Here is an 18,417-nt window from a genome sequence, read left to right as displayed (position 1 = left end):
ACGCGATCCTCGTATCCGTGTGCGGGAGCTCACATGGGCTGTCGTGGGACGAACATTAATCGAGGATTCGCGGCCCGTCATCGCATAACCGGCGGATATTTCGGGGTAATCACCATTAACGGATCCGTCACCATTTTTAGTGGATCTATCACCACGAATACGCTGGTGCGCAGCGCTTTTCGGAGCTGCGCGCCCCCGCCCAGGGAAATGGCGGGAATTGCGCGGCGAATACCGCGTGCGGGCGCGGCATTACCGCGGAGGCGGGCATGCGAAAGGCCGGCGAATGCATGTATTCGCGCATGCATTCACCGGCCGGAAAGGGGGTGCCGCGGAGTTACTTCGTCACCCCGCGGGCGTGGTCCGCCAGGGCCTTCGCGTTGGAATCGGTACCCGCACCCGACCGGGACACCAGAATGTCCGAGTCCTCGTAGTACACGTAGAAGGCCGCCTCGGAGGAGCCGTGATTGGGCGCGACGATGGCACGCGGATTCGCCTCGTTGAGGACGATCGGCGCCGGGTCGTCGCTCTCTTCCGCGTACTCCATGAGGCTCTTTCCCGTCGTGTCGGAGGCAGGCGCCTGGACGGTCACGCTCCTCACACCGCCCAGCGAGGTCGACGCCTCCTCGGTGAAATCGCAGTAAAGGGGGGACGAACCATGGCACTCCACGAGCGACTCCAGGAAGGACGTCGGCAGCTTGTCCGCGACCTCCTGGGGAAGCCCCTCGACGGTGCCTCCCATCGGCACCGCCCCGGCGCCCTCGGCGGCGGTCTCCTCCCCGGCGGAGTCGCCTCCGCCCGTCAGGGCCTTGACGCCGAAGAAGCCGCCGACGGCGACGACCAGGACGATGATCGCGCCGATGGCGATCGGCACGGCCTTCGAGCCGCCCGACTCCTTCGAGGACGACGACGGGGCAGCGGCGCCGTACTGGCTGCCCGGCCCCTGCGGAGCCCCCGAGCCGTACTGGTTGCCGGGACCCTGCGGGCCGCCGGAGCCGTACTGGTTGCCCGGCCCCTGCGGGCCGCCGGAGCCGTACTGGTTGGCCACCCCCTGCGGGCCGCCCGAACCCCACTGGTTAGCCGCGGCACCCGAGGCGGCACCGGCCCCGTCGGCCGCACCGGCACCAGCCCCCGCGCCCGGGCCGCCGTACGGGTTCGCGTTCGCCCCGGCGCCGCGGCCGTCGCCCGACTGGTCTCGCCCGGCCTCGGCGTCGGAGGCGCCGACGCCCGCCGGACGGGGCACCTCGGTCTCGCCCTGCTGGGCGGCCGCGCCGGCGGCAGCGGCGGCACCCGCTCCGGCCGCACCTGCGCCCGCCGCCCCGGCGGCCGCGCCGCCGGACATCCCCGCGAACGGATTGTCGTCGGCCGCGGAATCGCCCGCCCCGGCACCCGACAGCGTCGCCATCAGCGCGCCGCGCGCCACGACGGTCTTCGGGTCGTCCAGCGTCGCGACCTGGCACACCTCGCCCAGGCGCTGCTGCACGTACGGGATCCGCGCCGAGCCGCCGGTGAGGTACAGCGTCGCGGTCTCCGCCCCGGCGCCGGCGTCGCGCAGCGTCGCCTGCGTCAGCGCCACCGCCCGATCGATGTCGGTGACCAGCAGCTCCTCGAACTCGTCGCGCGTCAGCAGGAGGTTCGTCTCGCCCTGCGGCGTCGACACGGTGATGGTCGCCGACGGGGTGTCCGACAGGATCTCCTTGGCCTCCCGGATGGAGTGGTCCAGGGAGACGGTGACGCTCGCCGGAGCGGAGCGCAGGTACCCCGCCAGCTGCGGCTCGTCCTCCTCCAGCTGACGCAGCACCCAGTTCCGGATGAGGGCATCGACGTTGCGGCCGCCCAGCGAATTGTCGCCGCGGGCCGTGACCACCTGGAAGGACCCGTCGTCACGCCTCTCCAGCACCGCGATGTCCAGCGTGCCGCCGCCGAAGTCGAACACCGCCACGCGGTCGCCGGTGACCAGGCCCTTGCCCTTGGAGTAGAAGCGCGCGGCCGAGCGCGGCTCCGAAATCGTGTGCAGCGACGACGCGTCGACGCCGGCCTTCGCGGCGCCGGCCTTGAGGTTGTTCAGCGCGTGCGCCGACCACGCCTCCGGGTGCGTCAGCGTGACGGTCTCCGGGTCGGCGCCGCCGTGCTGCTTCTTCGCCGTCTCGATGACGCGGTGCAGCACCGCGCCCACCAGGTCCGACACCTCGACGGAGCGGCCGCCGAGCGTCACCGCGTCGTGGTCGATGACGCGCTTCGGCGACGCCAGGAACGCGTCCGGGCGGGAGCCGGCGTGGTTGCGGGCGGAATGCCCGACGTAGATGCCCTTCTCATCGGCGAACACCGCCGACGGCATCAGGTTGCCCTGGTGCGACAGCGGGAGAGTCTCCACCTCCCCCGAGCTTGCGGAGGTGTGGGCGGCCGCCGTATTCGACGTGCCGAAATCAATGGCCAGATGCCAGGAACTCATATTCGCGAATCCTCGGTGTAAGCGTGCCGTATGTCACGGGGTCCGGATGGGACCGAACTTTAACGCAGGAAACGATGTTCGTCATCGGTTCAGCCGACCGCCCTGGCGCGGGGCGTCACCGCCGCCGTCCGCGCCGGAGCCGCCGCCGTCCGCGTCGGCGTCGCCCGCACCGGAGCCGCCCGCGCCGTCCCCGGAGCCGTCCGCCCCGGCGTCGCCGGACCCCGCGTCACCCTCATCGAGGAAACCGAGGGCAACGAGGAAACGCACCGCCTCGTCACGCCCGTCGAAGCCGAACGAGGTCGCGGCGATCCCCTCGTCCGGATAGTGCGCCATGACGTACCACGACTGATCCGGGCCCCTGGTCGCGGGGAAGAGCGTGACGACGCCGCCGCGCCCCTCCGCGTCCGCGAACGTCTCGGCGCGCAATCCCCGCGGCGGGTCCTCGAACTTCCACTGCTCCCCGGCTACCGCCTCCGGGGTCATCGCCAGGTTCACGGTCCGGGCGCGGCCGTCGCGGCCCGGGAGCTCCTCGAACCCGCAGAACCAGTCGTCATCGCCCTCGGTGTGGATGCACCAGTCGGCGGCGTCGACGAACGCGGACGGCAGGACGCCGCGGGCCGGCTCGGGAACCTGATCGACGCGCTCGAGCGTCCTCCGCTCCCCGCCGGCTGCACCGCCGGGCGACTCGCCCGGTGACTCGTCCGACGACGACTCCGACGTCTCCGCCGACCACGACCCCGACGACTGCCCCTGGTCCGCCTCCTCGAGGGCGAGCAAGCCTCCGATGAGCAATCCGACGACCGCGGTGGCCACGACGATGACCACGGCGATCCACATCGACGGGTCCCGCCCGTCGGAGGCATCCCGCGCTCCCGGACCCCGTGTGGACTCGCGGACCCGATGGGCCAGCTCGGGGTTCGACTGCACCGCCCCCAGGGCGGTCGCGGCCACGGGGTCGTCGGCGCCCTCCCATGTCCTGGGCAGATCGTCGATCACCAGCTCGGGCGCCGGCACGCCCGCCAGCCGGGCGGCCTCCGCCAGGACGGGGTCGCCGCCGGACCCCACGCCCTCCGGTCGTGCGAGCACGACCCTCGTGCCACGGCCCGGGCGATACCGGCCCGTGCGGAGGACGTGGTGGATAATCGCCGCGATGAGCTCCTCGACCGGCGCCTCACGGTCCCCGACCGGCACGGCGTACTGCCCCGTCAGCGGGGTCGGCGAGACGACGCCCGCCGAGGGATCGTGCGCGATCAGTCGCTCCGCGGTCGAGCCGACGACGTAGCCCTCCCCGTTCCACGCCACCGCCGACGCCATCGAGCCCATCGGCCCGTCGCCGATCCGCAGGGACGGGCACCCCTGCGTGCCGGGGGTCCACTCCGCGGCCGAGGTCCTGTGGTGACCGATGACGACGGCGATGATGCCGGGCGGCCCTCCGGCGCCGGCCCGCCCGGACCGCTGCGCGTCCCCATACGACTGATGTCCGGTGTTCATGGTCCTCGTTCCCTCCGATTACCGCGGTTCGGGCCGCATGGCGCCGAGAATTCCCGGCGAGGGCACGCGCGCCTCCTCGGGCGGCGCCACGCTCCACGTCTGCTCCACGCCCGGCACGTCGGCCGGCAACGCGTCCGCCTTCACCGCCTCCTCGTAGACGGCGAGCGCGATGAAGAACAGGATGATCACGGCGAAAACCCAGGGCAGACGACGGAGGAGCCTCCGGCCGTAGCCGGAGGTGCTGCGCCCCCCCCACGCCCCGCCGTCCATGGCGCGGCGCAGGACCAGCCGCCTGGCGGCCCGCGGATCCGACCGGTTCAGCGCCAGGGCGGCCGCGGCCATCGGATCGTCGGCTCCGCCCGGTTCCCCGGGGAGGTCCCCGAGCACCAGCTCCGCGTCGGGAACGCCCGCCAGCCGCGCGCCCCTCATCAGGGCCCGGTCACCGGCGGTCACCAGCTCCCGCGGGCGCGCGATCACCACCACCGTGCCGTCGCCGGCCCGGTACCCGGCGGCGTGGAGGACGTGACGGAGGATCGCCGCGACGAGCTCGTCGACGGGCACCTCGCCTCCTGCCATCTGCGCCGTTTTCCGCCCCATCAGCGGCGACGGCGAGGCGACCCCCGCCGCCGGGTACGCCGCGATGAGGCGCTCCGCGGCATGGCCGACGACGTAGCCGGTGCCGTCCCACGCCACCGCGGACGGCATCGACCCGTTCGGCCCGTCGCCGATGCGCACCGCCGGGCAGTCGACCGCGCCCGGGGTCCACGTCGCGGCGGACGTGCGGCGGGGCCCGATGACGACTGCGAGGATCCGCAGCCGCCCGTCGCCGTCGCCCCGCGCCGCCCGGCGCAGGCGCTCGTCCAGTCTCCTCCCGGCGCTCATCGCATCCCCCTTCGCCGTCAGGGCAGGTCGGGCCGCATGGCGTCGAGGATGCCGAGCGACAGCACGCGCGCGTCCTCCTCCGCGGCGGACAGCACGCCCATCGCCATGCCCTGCAGCCAGGCGATGAGCTCCGCGTGGCGGGCGCGAACCTCCTCCGGCGACGCCCCGACGGTCAGGCCCAGACGGCGCGCCGGAGAGCCGGAGTGCAGCAGGTCCGCGACCGCGGGGATGAGCGGCGACTGCGGCGCCGACGCCAGCAGACCGCGGAAGCTGCGGTGCAGCAGCACGTTCCGCAGCAGCGGCTGCGAGGTGAGGATGTGGATGACCTGCCGGATGTGGTCCCGGCCCGGGTGCGAGTACGCCAGCCGGTCGAGGCCCTCCAGGATGCGCCCGGCGCGGTGCAGCGCGGCGTGCGGCATCACGTCGTCGTGCAGCACGTGCTCCAGCTCGACGATGCCGGACCGTTCCGTCAGCCACTCCGCCAGGCCGACCGCGCCCCGGTCCCGGGCGACGGCGGCGCCGTGGATGACGCCGTATTCGCCCAGCAGGTCCAGCGCCGCGTCCCGCTCCGCGGCGGGTACGCGGGTGGGCCGCTCGGCCTCCAGCTCCTCCAGCAGGTCCCAGCGGTCGAGGGAGCCCAGCGCCGTCAGGGTGCGGGCGACGGCCTGGGTGACCTGGCCGCCGCGGGCGGACTCCGCCAGCAGGCCGGCCAGCGGGACGACGCGGCGCACCGACGACGCCAGGTCGCGGCTCATGCCCGCGCAGTGGGCGGCCGCGGCGTCCAGCGGATCGGCCGCGCCCATCGCGCCCTCGCCGAAGCCGTCGGCGCGGCTGAGCACGCCGACCGCGTTGAGCGGGGTGAAGCCCAGGCGGCCGAGGAAGTCGAGCTCGTCGCGGCGCGGCGCCGTGTCGAACAGGAACACCACCGCGTCGGCGTCGACGGAGGCGCCGCGGGTCTGGTCGTAGCCGTCGATGAGGGCGCGGCCGGTGGCGTCGGCGTTGGCCGTCGTCAGCGTCGCCAGGCCCGGGGTGTCGATGAGGCTGATGCCCTCCAGCGCGCGGCTGGGCAGGAACCGGTCGACGTAGGCGACCTCCTCCGCCGGGCGGCCGAGGTCGGTGAGCATGCCGCCGACGAGGTCGCGGCGCTCACGGCGACCGTCGAGGCCCACGACCTCCGCGCGGGCCGGGCTGCCGTTGCGGTAGACGGCGACGGCGTTGGTGCACTCCAGCGACGCCGTCGCGGCGACCTTGCTGCCGGTCAGGGCGTTGACCAGCGTCGACTTGCCGGCCTTGAGGCGTCCGACGATGACGACGCGCGGCGGGGACTCCAGGATGGAGCGCAGCCGGGCCGCGTGGTCCGGCAGGTCGTGGCCGCCGGCGGCCAGGGCGTCGAGGCACTGGTGGAACAGCTTCGACACCGGGTCCATCGGGGCGTCCGGGCGGGCGCCGTTGACCGGGGCGCTCATCGGGCCGCCCCCTGGGCCTGGACCGCGGCCGCCTGCGCGGCCGCCGGGGCACCGGCCGCGCGGGCGGTCTCCCCGGCCTCCGCACGGACCGTCGCGATGGCGTCGTCGAGTCGCTTCGAGACCTTCTCCACGATCACCCGGTTCTTTCGCAGCCGCTCCATCGTCGCCTTCCTCTCGGCCTCGCCGCGCTTGGCGGAGGCCTTCGCCTCCTCGATGCGGGCGGTGACCTCCTCGACTTCGTCGCGCAGGTGCGCGCGGTAGCGCAGCACCAGCTCGGGGCGCACCGCCGCCGTCGTCGCGTCGATCATCCGCGCCGTCGCGGTCCGCGTCGTATGGCACGTCTCCCGCAGCCACGACAGCAGCGCGGTGCGGCCGTTGCGCATGGCGCGGTAGCCGATGTTGACGGCGATCCACGCCGCACCCGCGACCGGGGCCAGCGGGATGATGGTGGCGAGCATGCCGGCGCCGATCACGCCCATCGTCGCCAGCGACGGGTCCAGCAGGTTCTCCGTCCGCTTGCCGACGGCCTTGCCCTTCACCTCCGGCGGCGCCAGCGTCTCCATGGCGAACGCGGCGACGGACGACCACTGCGCCGGGTCGTCGAACAGCCGCATCGTCTCGCGCTCCAGGGACTCCAGCGTGGAGCCGACGGCGCGCTGCATCACCTCGGTCATCTCCGCCTCGATCTGGGCGGTGAACACCTGCGGCCGGGTGCTCAGCGTGCGGATGCCGAGGTTGCGGATGGTCTCGCCCCACCGCTGCTGCAGCTCCTCCAGCTCCGCATCCAGCCGCTTCAGCGTCTCCGTGCGGTCCAGAGTCAGGGAGCGCTGCATGTAGTGCTCCCATTCCTGGCCGTGCTCGCGCAGCTCCTTCAGCTCCGCGCGGCGGGCCTCCAGCTCCGGCAGCAGGTCGGCGCCGCGGCCGGCGACCTCGATGTCCTTGTCGACGACGCCGAGGACGTGCCGAAGCCCGTCCTGCGCCGCCCGCAGGCCCGCCAGGCGCGGCAGCGCGTCGCCGAGCGCCAGCGCGTCGACGATGGCGCGGCGCAGCGCGGCGATGCCGCTGGACTCCTCGATGCGGCGGGCGCGCTCCGGGTCGGTGAGCGCCAGGTCGACGGCGTCGAGGGCGCGGAGGCTGGAGACTCCGATGACCGGCACCTCCCGGCCGAGATGCTCCGCGATGAGCCGCCGGTCCTCCGCGACGACGTCGCGCCAGCGGCGCAGGTTCTTGTCCGCCTTCGTCACGGCGACGACGACGGCGCCGCCCTCGTCCTTCACCCGGCGCAGCACGTCCATCTCCGGTGCGGTGATGGGCGTCGACGCGTCGCACACCATCACCAGCACGCCGGCGTTGCGGCACTCGTGCAGCGCCAGGCGGATGGCGCCCTCGTCGAGGCCGCCGACGCCCGGGGTGTCGATGACGGTGACGTCCGGCAGCGGGCTGCCGCCGATGTCCAGGGACACGGCGCTGGGCAGGTCCTCCCCCGCCTCCGCGACGTGACCCTCGCCGAAGCGCACCCAGTCCGTCAGCTCCGTGCGCGGGACCTCGCGGGTCCCGCCGGCGCGGTGCAGCGTCACCGTCGACTCGTCGACCTCCCCGGCCTGGGTGAACACCCGGATCGGCGCGGAGGTGCACAGGCCGACGCCGACGGGCACCAGGCCGCGGCGGCCGGTCAGCGCGTTGACCAGGCTGGACTTGCCGCGCTTGACCTCGCCGACGACGACCACGCGGCGCACGCGCAGGGTGTCGCGGAACCGCCTCTCGGCCAGCGCCGCGGTGCCGTTGCGCCCGTAGCGCCGCAGGATCTTGACCGCCGTCTGCAGCGCCTCCTCCGGCGCCGGCGTGGCCCCGCCTCCCGCGTCGCCCGTCATCGCGAGATCTCCTCCCGTCGGTTGCGCGGCGGCCCGGGCGGCCGCCGTCGTCAGGTGCAGCCAGCATAGGGTCCCCTGCCCCGTTTCGTCTCCCCACCGGCCGAAAGCGGCGATAATCCGCCACTCGGCGCCATCATGGGTAAAACTATCCGACACGGCCCGGGAACAATCCCGGCCGCACGCCCCGTCCCATGGTTGAAACCGGGCCACCGGCACCCGCCACCGGCCCTTCGACATCGGAAGGACTGGTCACGATGACCGACACCACCTACGGCGCCTCCACGGGCGACAGCGGCGCCGACGTCCCCATGCCCACGACCGATCCCGCGGCCGCCGGCGTCCGGGGCTCCGCGGACACCGACGGCGACGGCGCCGTCGACACCGTGCAGCTCGACACCGACGGCGACGGGGCCGTCGACACGCAGCTCATCGACCTCGACGGCGACGGCATCGCCGACCGCATCGAGGTCGACACCGACGGCGACGGCATCCACAACCACGTCATCACCGACGTCGACGGCGACGGCGACGCCGACCGGATGGTCAGCGACTACGACAACGACGGCTCGCTGGAGACCGTCGACATCATCGGCACCCACATGCCCGCCTCCGACATGCCCGAGGAGGACTACGGAGCCCCGGCCGAGGACCCCGTCGCGGAGATGCCCGAGGAGGACTACGGCGATCCCGCCGGAGAACCATCCGGCGCGGCGGACGCCGCGGACTGCTCCGACGCCCTCTGAGACGGTGGCTTTCCTCCTCTGACCTGCGGCGGAGGAAATCCCGGAAAAATCCCCGGAACCCGGGGAACAAAACGGAGCACCCCCTCCGTCACATCGACGACAACAGCACACGGGAGCGGAGACGCCCCGACGACCACGTGAGGAACTGGACATCATGAGCACCGAGCCCCGCATCACCGAGACCTTCGACAACGACAACGACGGCCAGGTCGACGCCATCCGCGTCGACACCGACGGCGACGGCGTGGCCGACATGCGCGTCACCGACACCGACGGCGACACCCGCATCGACAAGGCCGAGTACGACGTCGACGGCGACGGCGACATGGACTACACCGAGGTCGACACGGACGGCGACGGCTGGGTCGACGAGACCTCCGGCTCCGGCACCCCGACCGCCGCCCAGCGCGACGTCGCCGAGAACGGCGTCGACGACGCAGTCACCCCGACCGACGACTCCGGCTCCGCCACCCCGGCGGCCGACGAGGAGGGCACCTCCGGGTCCGGCTCCGGCGCGGCGGACGCGACCGGCGGCGCCGGCGCCTCCGGCGAGGCGACCATCACCGACTCCTACGACTTCGACGATGACGGCAACGTCGACGTCGCCTACATGGACACCGACGGCGACGGCGAGGCCGACGTCCGCGCCTCCGACTTCGACGACGACGGCCAGATCGACCACGCGGACTTCGACACCGACGGCGACGGCGCGATGGACACCTCCGTCGGCGACTCCGACGGCGACGGCGTCATCGACTACACCGACGGCGACGGCACGCCGACCCAGGCACAGGAGGACGCGGTCATCGAGGGCGGCTCCGGTGCCGCGGGCGCCGCCGACGCCGCCGGCTCCGGTGCCGCGGGCGCCGCGGAGACCGGGCCCGCCGAGGACGCCGCCCCGGCCGACGACGCCGAGGCCCCGGCCGGTGAGGCCCCGGCCCCGGACGCGGCGGCCCCCTCCGGCACCCCGGGCGACACCGGCCGCGAGGTCGACCCGATGGTCGGCGAGGGCAACGGCGAGCCGCTGGACATCGACAACATGAGCCCGGAGACCATGGAAATCAAGGACATGGAGGACACCGACGGCGACGGCGTCGTCGACACCGCCTCCATCGACCTGGACGGCGACGGCGACATCGACGCGAAGGCGTACGACGACGACGGCGACGGCGACATCGAGACCATGGCCGTGGACATCGACGGCGACGGCGACGCGGACGCGCTGGTCATGGACACCGACGCGGACGGCAACCCGGACACCATCGAGATGGACACCGACGGCGACGCCATCGGCGACGTCATGGCGGTCGACACCGACGGCGACGGCGAGCTGGACGTCGTCCACCAGGACACCGACGGCGACGGCTACTACGACACCGAGGGGGACTTCGACGACGTCGTGGGCGACGCCGGCGACGGCGACGCCGACTACTCCGACGCGATGGACGTCTAGTCCCCCCGCACCGCGCCACTTCCTCCGCGACCCCGCCCCGGCAGCAGCCGGCGGCGGGGTCGGCGCGTGTCCGGGCACCGCGTGGCGGCGCCCCCGCGGAGCGGTCCCCTCCGCCGCGGCGGGTGGCCCGGCATTCGCGTGACGACGCTCCCCGCCGCGGCGGGGGCGCGGGCGCGGCAGGGCCCCGTCGTCACGCGGAGACGGCGTTGCGCGCCACTGCGCGCGGCGAGGGTGCCGTCGTCACTCGAAAAACGACGCTGCGCTCCGCGCCACCAGCACGTATTCTCCGGGGAAAGTTTCCGGCGACCGGGGAACAACACCCGGTGGGCGCTCCGTCCCATCGACGACAGCACGGCAGAGACGGGGCGAGGGCCCCGGCGACATCCGAGGAGATGGACACCATGACCACCGAACCCCGCATCACCGAGACCTTCGACCACAACGACGACGAGCGCGTCGACTCCGTCCGCGTCGACACCGACGGCGACGGCGTCGCCGACATGCGCCTCGGCGACGGCGACTACGACGGCCGCATCGACAACGCCAGCTACGACGTCGACGGCGACGGCGTGATGGACTACGGCGAGGTCGACCAGGACGGCGACGGCGTGATCGACGGCTCGCACGGCGACACCCCGCCGACGCAGGCGCAGCGCGACGTCGCGGAGAACGGCATCGACGGTGCGCTCACCCCGGCGGGCGCGGAGGCTCCGGCCGCCGATGCCCCGGCCGAGGAGGTCCCCGCCGACAAGGACGCCTCCCGCGAGGCCCCGGCCGACGAGACCCCGGCCGAGGACATCCCTGCCGACAAGGACGCCTCCCGCGAGGCCCCGGCCGACGAGGCTCCGGCCGACGAGACCCCGGCCGCGGAGGCGCCGGCCGCCGACTCCTCCTCCGGGGAGCCCGCCGGCGGCGGCTCCGTCGAGATCGACCCGAACGCCACCGTCACCGACAGCTACGACTTCGACGACGACGGCAACGTCGACTCCCTCTACCTCGACACCGACGGCGACGGCGTCCGGGACGTCAACGTCGTGGACTTCGACGACGACGGCAACCCCGACTACGTCGGCTTCGACGTCGACAACGACGGGGAGATCGACACCTCCATGTCCGACAACGACGACGACGGCGACCTGGACATGGTCGACGGCACCGAGGACCCCACCCAGGCGCAGAAGGACGCCGTTTTCGCCGACGGCGCCACCCCGCCCCACGAGGTGCCCGCCCGCGGCGCCTTCGACGTCGACCCGGACGCCACCGTCACCGACAGCTACGACTTCGACGACGACGGCAACCCCGACGCCTTCTACATGGACACCGACGGCGACGGCGTGGAGGACACCCGCGTGGCCGACTTCGACGACGACGGCGACCCCGACCACGTCCAGTTCGACACCGACGGCGACGGCACGCTCGACACCTCCATGTCGGACACCGACGGCGACGGGATCGCGGACATCGTCTACGGCGGCGGCAGCGCGACGCCGGAGCAGCAGGCGGCCGTCTTCGGCGGTGGCGAGGCCCCGCCGGTCGGCGCCGGCGACGACGCGGGCGACGGCGCCGAGGCCACCGCCCCGCCGGCCGACAAGGACGCGTCGCGCGACGCGGGCGCCCCGGCCGGGGACTCCGCCGGCGGCGCGGCCGGCGGCGGGGCGAAGGACGGGCAGCCCCTCGACCCGGGCGCCATCTCCAAGGAGAACATCAGCGTCATCGGCAGCACGGACCTCGACGGCGACGGGACCCCCGACACCTACTCCATCGACCTCGACGGCGACGGGGACATCGACGCCGTCGCCCACGACCGGGACGGCGACGGCGACATCGAGAACGTCTCCGTCGACTCCGACGGCGACGCGAGGACCGACATGATCCTCGTCGACGCCGACGGCGACGGCACCGTCGACACCATCGAGGCCGACATGGACGGCAACGGCATGGCCGACGTCAAGGGCGTCGACGGCGACGGCGACGGCACCCTCGACACCATGTACGAGGACACCGACGGCGACGGCTGGTACGACACCGAAGCGCCGGCCGACGGCACCCCGGCGGACCTCGCCGCCGACGCCTGACGACGGGGCCCGCAGCTCCCCTCCCCGCGACCCCGCCCCGGACCCCGGCGGCGGGGTCGCGGCCGCGCGGGGAGCGTCGCAAAGCACCGCCTGAACCATCTGACCAGCGGAAACGAAAAAACCCGCGGAAAACCGCCCATCCGGGAACAAAACCCGCGCCCCGCCCCGTCACATCGACGACAACAGCACACGGGGCACGCCCCACCCAGCAGGAGGAAGACAATGAGCAACGCCCGCGTCAACAGCACCTTCGACCACAACGACGACGGCGTCATCGACGCCATCCGCATCGACTCCGACGGCGACGGCGCCACGGACATGCGCATGGCCGACACCGACGGCGACGGCACGGTCGACGTCTCCAGCTTCGACGTCGACGGCGACGGCGCCATGGACGTCCACCGCTACGACACCGACGGCGACGGCATCAACGACGAGGAGGTCGGCTCCGGCACCCCGACCGCCGAGCAGGACGACGTCGTCGAGAACGGCATCGGCGACGTCCTCTCCGGCTCCGACGGGGTCTACCCGGCCGACGAGGAGGCGGGGTCGGGCTCGGGCTCCGGCGCGGGGTCGACGCCCATCGCGGACACCGACGACGACTCGGGCGGCTCCGGTTCCGGCTCCGGCCCGGCTGCGGAGGAGCGCGACCTCGAGGTCGGCGAAGCCACCGGCGAGCCGCTCGACATCGACGCCATCGACGCCACGACCATCTCCGTCGAGGACATCGAGGACACCGACGGCGACGGCTCCCACGACACGATGCACATCGACCTCGACGGCGACGGCGACGTCGACGCCAAGGCCTTCGACGACGACGGCGACACCGACCTCGAGGCGATGACCATCGACGTCGACGGCGACGGCGAGGCCGACGCCCTGGTCACCGACGCCGACGACGACGGCGTGCTGGAGACCGTCGAGATGGACACCGACGGGGACGACGTCGCCGACGTCATGGTCGTCGACACCGACGGCGACGGCGAGCCCGACGAGTACGCCCAGGACACCGACGGCGACGGCGTCTACGACGACAACGGGGACATCGAGGACCTGGCCGCGGACGCCGACATGGGGTTCGACGCACTGCTGGGCTGACGGACCGGCGACCGGGCCGGGGTCCTCTTCCCCGGACCGCGTAGCGGGGCTCCGGCCCGGCGCCTTCGCTTTCCGACCCGTCCCCCGGGGCCCGAGAGGCCGCGGGGGACGGGCGTTTTTCGGGTCGGGGGTGTTGCCGGGGCGGGCGCCGGGGCCGGCGACCCCTCGCTGGATGCCCTCGACCGGGAAGTCGGCGGGGTTAATGCCCTTTAGCGGGCCCAACGCACGATCGGCCCTGGGGTTTTGCCGGCGTTTTTGAGGTGTTGGGCCCGCTAAAGCGCGTTAACCGCCTGGAGGCGGTGCCGGCGGCGAATGCGGGCGCGGCTGGGGCGGCCGGATGCGCGGCCTGGCGACCTCGGGGCGGCCGCCGGCGGCAACGAATCCCGTTGAATGCCGTAGGCGGAAAGCCGACTGGGGGTTAACGCCGTTTAGCGACCCAAACGCGATTCGCCACCTGGGCTTTCGCGGCGATTTTTGTCGCGTTCAGGCCGCTAAATCGCGTTAACCCCCTGGAGGGCCGGAATGGCCCGCAATGGAACCGCCACTCGAAGCCGACTAGACGGCGACAAAGGCGGTAGCAGCGGCGGCAGCAGAGCCGACGACGAAGCGGGGCGCAGGTTGCGGAACAGGCAACCGCCGCTACAGCAGCTGGACGGCCTCGCCGACCTCGAGGCGGTCGAAGAACGTCGGCGCGTCGGCGGCGTCGAGGTGCACCGCCCCCTCCGACGGCGTCATCAGCGGCCCCTGCCGCAGCGCCAGCCCGTTCCAGTCCAGGAACACCGCGAACGGCCGCGGCGGCAGGCCCCACACCGGGTTCAGGTCGTCGACCTGCTTGTCGACGACCGAGAAGTCGCCCGTCGGCGTCGGCGTCTCCGGCCCGCCGACGGCGACCGGCACGGGGCCGTAGATGACCTCGCCGTTCTCCTGCAGCCACGCCATGAGGTTCCCGACGTCGACGCACGCCGCCGCCTCGGGCCGGCAGTGGTTCTCGCGCAGGTCGCCGTCGAGGGTGAGGTTCCACTCCCCCAGCCGGCGGTCGACGTAGCCGACGACCTCCTCCTGGTCGGTGAGCCCCGCGGCGGCGACGTCCTCGCGGAGGTCCTGCTCGCGGTACGGGGGCAGGCGGACGTCGGAGAGCTCGGTGTCCACGATGTCCGTGACGACGGCCGCCGGCAGCGGCTCCTTCGGCCCCACCCCGATGTCGCGGTCGTCGCCGCCGCCGAGGACGATCGAGCCGGCGACGACGAGCGTGACGACGCCGGCGGCCGCGAACATCGCCTTCTCGGCGCCGCTGCCGCCGGGGAAACGGGATCCCGGTCGCGTCGTCATCATCGCCACAGAATATAACCCTCCGGTTGACCTTTCGGGTGGACCCCGTGGCGGCGCGCGACGTGAGTCACGTGCGGAGCCACGGCCGGCGCCTCAGCCGGCGTCGCCGCCGGCGCCGTGGCCGGTGGCGCGGGCCGCGGCGCGTGGGCCGGCCTCGGACGCACCGCGGCCGGAGCCGCAGCGGGCACCGCAGCCGGAGCCGCAGCGGGCACCGCAGCCGGAGCCGCAGCGGGCACCGCAGCCGGAGCCGCGGCCGCCGCTACTCGTGGTCCGGGTTCTCCTCGCCCCAGAACACGCGGTCGACGACGCGGCGCGCCCGGCGCGTCACCCGCAGGTAGTGCTCCAGGAAGCCGGTCGAGTCGGACGGGTCCCAGCCGGCGGCGCCCGCGACCGGCGCGAGCTGCGGGCCCGGCTGCGGCAGCTGGTCGTGCCGCTTGCCCTTCGCCAGCACCAGGGCGTTGCGGGCCTTGGTGGCGGTCAGCCACGCCTCGCGGAGGTCGGCGACGTCGGAGGCGGGGATGAGCTCCGCCTCCTCGATGGCGTCGAGGCACTCGAGCGTCGAGGTGTTGTGCAGCGCCGGGACGTCGTGGGCGTGCTGGAAGGTGAGCAGCTGGACGGTCCACTCGATGTCGGTGAGCGAGCCGGAGCCGAGCTTGACGTGGGTGCGCCGGTTGGCGCCGCGCGGCAGCCGCTCGTTGTCGACGCGCGCCTTCATGCGCCGAACCTCGCGGACGATCTTCCCGTCGACGCCGTCGTCGGGGTACCGGAACCGGTCGATGCCGTGCAGGAAGCGCTCGCCGAGGTCGCGGTCGCCGGCGATCCACGTCGCGCGCAGCAGCGCCTGCCGCTCCCACGTCTCGCCCCACCGCTCGTAGTAGCGCAGGTAGGAGTCGAGGGTGCGGACGGGCGCGCCGGAGCGGCCCTCGGGCCGCAGGTCCAGGTCGACCTCCAGCGGCGGGTCCTGGCCGGGCTTGGCGAGGCGCCGGCGCATGCGGTCGCACAGGCCGATCGCCCAGCGCACCGCCTCGTTCTCGTCGACGTCGCCGGCTCCGCCGGGGCGTGACGACGCGCCCTCCCCGGCCCCGTCGCCGCCGGATCCGGCGGCGTCGCCGGAGGAGGTCCCGTCGTCACGCGATTCCGGGCGCACCGGCTCGCACACGAACATGACGTCGGCGTCGGAGCCGTAGCCGAGCTCCCCGCCGCCGAGGCGGCCCATGCCGATGACGCTGATGCGCGCCGGCACCTTCTCCCCGGGGTTCTTCGCCTTCCACTCGCGGATCTCGGCGCGCAGCGCGGCCTCCAGCACGTTGTCCCAGACGAGGGACAGCGCGTCGCAGACCTCCTTCACCGACATCAGGCCGAGGAGGTCGGCGGAGGCGACGCGGGCGAGCTCGTTGCGGCGCAGCGCGCGGGCGACGGCGATGGCCTTCGCGGCGTCGTCGTGCCGGCTGACGGAGGCGACGAGCGAGCGGCCGACGGTGCCGGGGTCGGTCTCCATGAGCTTCGGGCCGGTGGCGCCGTCGCCGTAGAGCTTCACCGCGTCGGGGGCGGCGAGCAGCAGCTGCGACACGTACGGCGAATTGCCGAGCACGCGCATGAGGCGCTGGCCGACGATGCCCTCGTCGCGCAGCATCCGCAGGAACCACGTCTGCCCGTGCAGCGCGTCCGACAGGCGGCGGTAGTTCAGCAGGCCGGCGTCCGGATCGGCGGTGCCGGACAGCCACTCCATCAGCGTCGGCAGCAGCATCGCCTGGATGCGCGCCTTGCGGGAGCCGCCGGCGGCCAGGGCCGACAGGTGGTCGAACGCCCGGTCCGGGTAGCGGTAGCCCAGCGCCGCCAGCTGGCGCTTCGCCGCCTCCGCGGACAGCTGCATCGTGCCGATGTCCTGCTCCGCCACCGAGTTCAGCAGCGGGCGGTAGAACAGCTTGCGGTGCAGGGTGCGGATCTGGACGGCGGTGTCCTTCACCTCCCGCATCAGGGCCTCCGCCGGATCCTCCGCACCGCGGGCGCGGATGCCCGAGGCGCGGGAGAGCCAGCGCAGCGCCTGGTGGTCCGACTCCTCCGGCAGCATGTGCGTCCGGCGCAGCTTCTGCAGCTGCAGGCGGTGCTCCAGCAGTCGCATGAACTCGTAGCAGTGGATGAGGCTGTCGCCGTCGTCGCGGCCGACGTAGCCGGCCTCCACCAGCGCCTGCAGCGCCGTGATCGTGGCGACGGGGCGCAGCGACTCGTCGTAGCGCCCGTGCACCATCTGCAGCAGCTGGACGGCGAACTCCACGTCGCGCAGGCCGCCGGGGCCGAGCTTCAGCTCGCGGGACAGCAGCTCGTCCGGCACGTTCTCGATGACGCGCACGCGCATCGCCTGCACGTCGTCGACGAAGTCGTCGCGCTCCGACGCCGCCCACACCATCGGCTCCAGGGCCTTCCGGTACTCCGCGCCAAGGTCCATGTCGCCCGTCATCGGGCGGCCCTTCAGCAGCGCCTGGAACTCCCACGTGTTCGCCCACCGCTTGTAGTAGGCCACGTGGCTGTCGAGGGTGCGCACCAGCGCGCCGGACTTGCCCTCCGGGCGCAGCGCCGCGTCGACCTCGAAGAAGCAGCGGCTGGACACCGCCACGAACTCCGCGGCCAGGCGGGTGGCGCGGGCGTCGGCGGGCTCGGCGACGAAGATGACGTCGACGTCGGAGATGTAGTTCAGCTCCCGGGCGCCGCACTTGCCCATCGCGACGACGGCCAGGCGCGTCGACACGGGCTTCGACGGGAAGACCTGCGCCACCGCCACCGACAGCGCCGCCGTCAGCGCCGCGTCGGCCAGGTCCGACAGCATGCCGGCGACCTCCGTGAACGGCACCGGCGGCTGGCCCGCCCGGCGCGGCCCCCGCGGGTACGTGCCCGCCAGGTCCGCCGCGGCGATGCGCATGATGAGGTTGCGGTAGGCCCGCTTCATCGCCCGGTCCGCCTCGACGCCGGTCATCCCGGCGCGGTACAGGCCCGGGCCCTCCAGCTCCGGCGACGACTCCGGCAGCGGCCGGGCGTCGAGCTCCTCCGCCGCCGCCACCGACTCCTCGTCGGTCAGCACCGGCGTCTCCGGCGTCGCCTCCACCGACGACAGCATGTCGCGGAACATGTCCGACCGCGTCGGCAGGTCCGCCGTCAGCAGCATCCACGTCGTGGGGTTGGCGACGAGGTGGTCGCCCAGCGTGCTCGACGCGCCGAGCAGGGCGAAGACGCGGGTGCGCATCATCACCGTGCGGCGCATCGCGGCGTCGAGGGCCTGCCACGACGACCACTCGGGGACGGACCCGTCGTCACGCCCCGCGTCCAGCCGGGCCTTCAGCCGCACCAGCGCCCCCAGCGCCAGGTTCGGGTCCGCCGCGCCGGCGAGCCCCCAGAGCAGCTCCAGCGAGTCCTCGTTCCACCACCCCAGATCCGTCAGGTCCGCCATGGTGCGCTCGCCGTCGGCGAGGCCCAGGGCGGCGGGGCGGGGCAGCACGCTGCGGGTCGTGCGCGGCCGGATGCTCATCGCCGGTTCCTCCTCCGGATGCGCCGCGGGCCGCCCCCGG

The 18,417-nt window shown here is 73.6% G+C and carries 11 protein-coding genes; 4 read left to right on the top strand and 7 right to left on the bottom strand.

What is annotated here, in order from left to right; translation table 11 throughout:
• Positions 1-334: 334 nt before the first annotated feature.
• The 5 genes from QQS41_RS08660 to QQS41_RS08640 all read right to left on the bottom strand — a co-directional run bounded on the left by QQS41_RS08660 (position 335) and on the right by QQS41_RS08640 (position 8,159).
• The gene (locus tag QQS41_RS08660) at positions 335-2,449 is read right to left on the bottom strand and encodes an Hsp70 family protein (protein WP_448852300.1); all 2,115 of its coding nucleotides are present in this window, start codon (positions 2,447-2,449) and stop codon (positions 335-337) included.
• Positions 2,450-2,530: 81 nt separating this feature from the next.
• Complete coding sequence (locus QQS41_RS08655) at positions 2,531-3,940, bottom strand: hypothetical protein (RefSeq protein ID WP_448852299.1); 1,410 nt, start codon at positions 3,938-3,940, stop codon at positions 2,531-2,533.
• Between the two features lie 18 nt (positions 3,941-3,958).
• Entirely contained in the window at positions 3,959-4,822 is an 864-nt protein-coding gene (locus QQS41_RS08650) for a hypothetical protein (RefSeq protein WP_448852298.1), read from the bottom strand.
• Between the two features lie 17 nt (positions 4,823-4,839).
• Positions 4,840-6,288, bottom strand: coding sequence for a GTPase (locus QQS41_RS08645; protein ID WP_448852297.1), 1,449 nt, complete (start codon positions 6,286-6,288; stop codon positions 4,840-4,842).
• Entirely contained in the window at positions 6,285-8,159 is a 1,875-nt protein-coding gene (locus QQS41_RS08640; protein ID WP_448852296.1) for a dynamin family protein, read from the bottom strand. Before QQS41_RS08640 ends, QQS41_RS08645 begins: the two co-directional genes overlap by 4 nt.
• Positions 8,160-8,413: 254 nt before the next feature.
• On the opposite strand from QQS41_RS08640, the gene QQS41_RS08635 reads away from it, so the two are divergent.
• The 4 genes from QQS41_RS08635 to QQS41_RS08620 all read left to right on the top strand — a co-directional run bounded on the left by QQS41_RS08635 (position 8,414) and on the right by QQS41_RS08620 (position 13,528).
• A complete protein-coding gene (locus QQS41_RS08635; protein ID WP_448852295.1) occupies positions 8,414-8,902 on the top strand; it encodes a hypothetical protein in 489 nt (162 codons plus the stop codon).
• A 154-nt stretch (positions 8,903-9,056) separates the two neighbouring features.
• On the top strand, positions 9,057-10,355 hold the full coding sequence (locus QQS41_RS08630) for a hypothetical protein (RefSeq protein WP_448852294.1): 1,299 nt from the start codon (positions 9,057-9,059) through the stop codon (positions 10,353-10,355).
• A gap of 401 nt (positions 10,356-10,756) precedes the next feature.
• Positions 10,757-12,430, top strand: a complete 1,674-nt coding sequence (locus tag QQS41_RS08625) for a hypothetical protein (RefSeq protein WP_448852293.1) — start codon at positions 10,757-10,759, stop codon at positions 12,428-12,430.
• 222 nt (positions 12,431-12,652) lie between these two features.
• Positions 12,653-13,528 carry a hypothetical protein gene (locus QQS41_RS08620; protein WP_448852292.1) on the top strand — a complete coding sequence of 292 codons (876 nt, stop codon included), beginning with the start codon at positions 12,653-12,655 and terminating at the stop codon, positions 13,526-13,528.
• 639 nt (positions 13,529-14,167) lie between these two features.
• Here QQS41_RS08620 and QQS41_RS08615 read toward each other — a convergent pair.
• Both QQS41_RS08615 and QQS41_RS08610 read right to left on the bottom strand, forming a co-directional pair.
• Entirely contained in the window at positions 14,168-14,860 is a 693-nt protein-coding gene (locus tag QQS41_RS08615; protein WP_448852291.1) for a L,D-transpeptidase, read from the bottom strand.
• Between the two features lie 256 nt (positions 14,861-15,116).
• Entirely contained in the window at positions 15,117-18,377 is a 3,261-nt protein-coding gene (locus tag QQS41_RS08610) for a bifunctional [glutamine synthetase] adenylyltransferase/[glutamine synthetase]-adenylyl-L-tyrosine phosphorylase (RefSeq protein WP_448852290.1), read from the bottom strand.
• Between the last annotated feature and the right edge of the window lie 40 nt (positions 18,378-18,417).

The organism is Corynebacterium sp. 335C, from assembly GCF_053525695.1.
Note: the sequence above shows the minus strand (reverse complement) of the source record. Positions and strands in the feature narration are given on the sequence as shown.

Coding starts and splice junctions, on each gene's coding strand:
- QQS41_RS08650 (WP_448852298.1), bottom strand. CDS start 4,822: ATGAGCGCCGGGAGGAGACTGGACGAGCGCCTGCGCCGGGCGGCGCGG.
- QQS41_RS08615 (WP_448852291.1), bottom strand. CDS start 14,860: ATGATGACGACGCGACCGGGATCCCGTTTCCCCGGCGGCAGCGGCGCC.
- QQS41_RS08660 (WP_448852300.1), bottom strand. CDS start 2,449: ATGAGTTCCTGGCATCTGGCCATTGATTTCGGCACGTCGAATACGGCG.
- QQS41_RS08640 (WP_448852296.1), bottom strand. CDS start 8,159: ATGACGGGCGACGCGGGAGGCGGGGCCACGCCGGCGCCGGAGGAGGCG.
- QQS41_RS08635 (WP_448852295.1), top strand. CDS start 8,414: ATGACCGACACCACCTACGGCGCCTCCACGGGCGACAGCGGCGCCGAC.
- QQS41_RS08630 (WP_448852294.1), top strand. CDS start 9,057: ATGAGCACCGAGCCCCGCATCACCGAGACCTTCGACAACGACAACGAC.
- QQS41_RS08625 (WP_448852293.1), top strand. CDS start 10,757: ATGACCACCGAACCCCGCATCACCGAGACCTTCGACCACAACGACGAC.
- QQS41_RS08645 (WP_448852297.1), bottom strand. CDS start 6,288: ATGAGCGCCCCGGTCAACGGCGCCCGCCCGGACGCCCCGATGGACCCG.
- QQS41_RS08655 (WP_448852299.1), bottom strand. CDS start 3,940: ATGAACACCGGACATCAGTCGTATGGGGACGCGCAGCGGTCCGGGCGG.
- QQS41_RS08620 (WP_448852292.1), top strand. CDS start 12,653: ATGAGCAACGCCCGCGTCAACAGCACCTTCGACCACAACGACGACGGC.
- QQS41_RS08610 (WP_448852290.1), bottom strand. CDS start 18,377: ATGAGCATCCGGCCGCGCACGACCCGCAGCGTGCTGCCCCGCCCCGCC.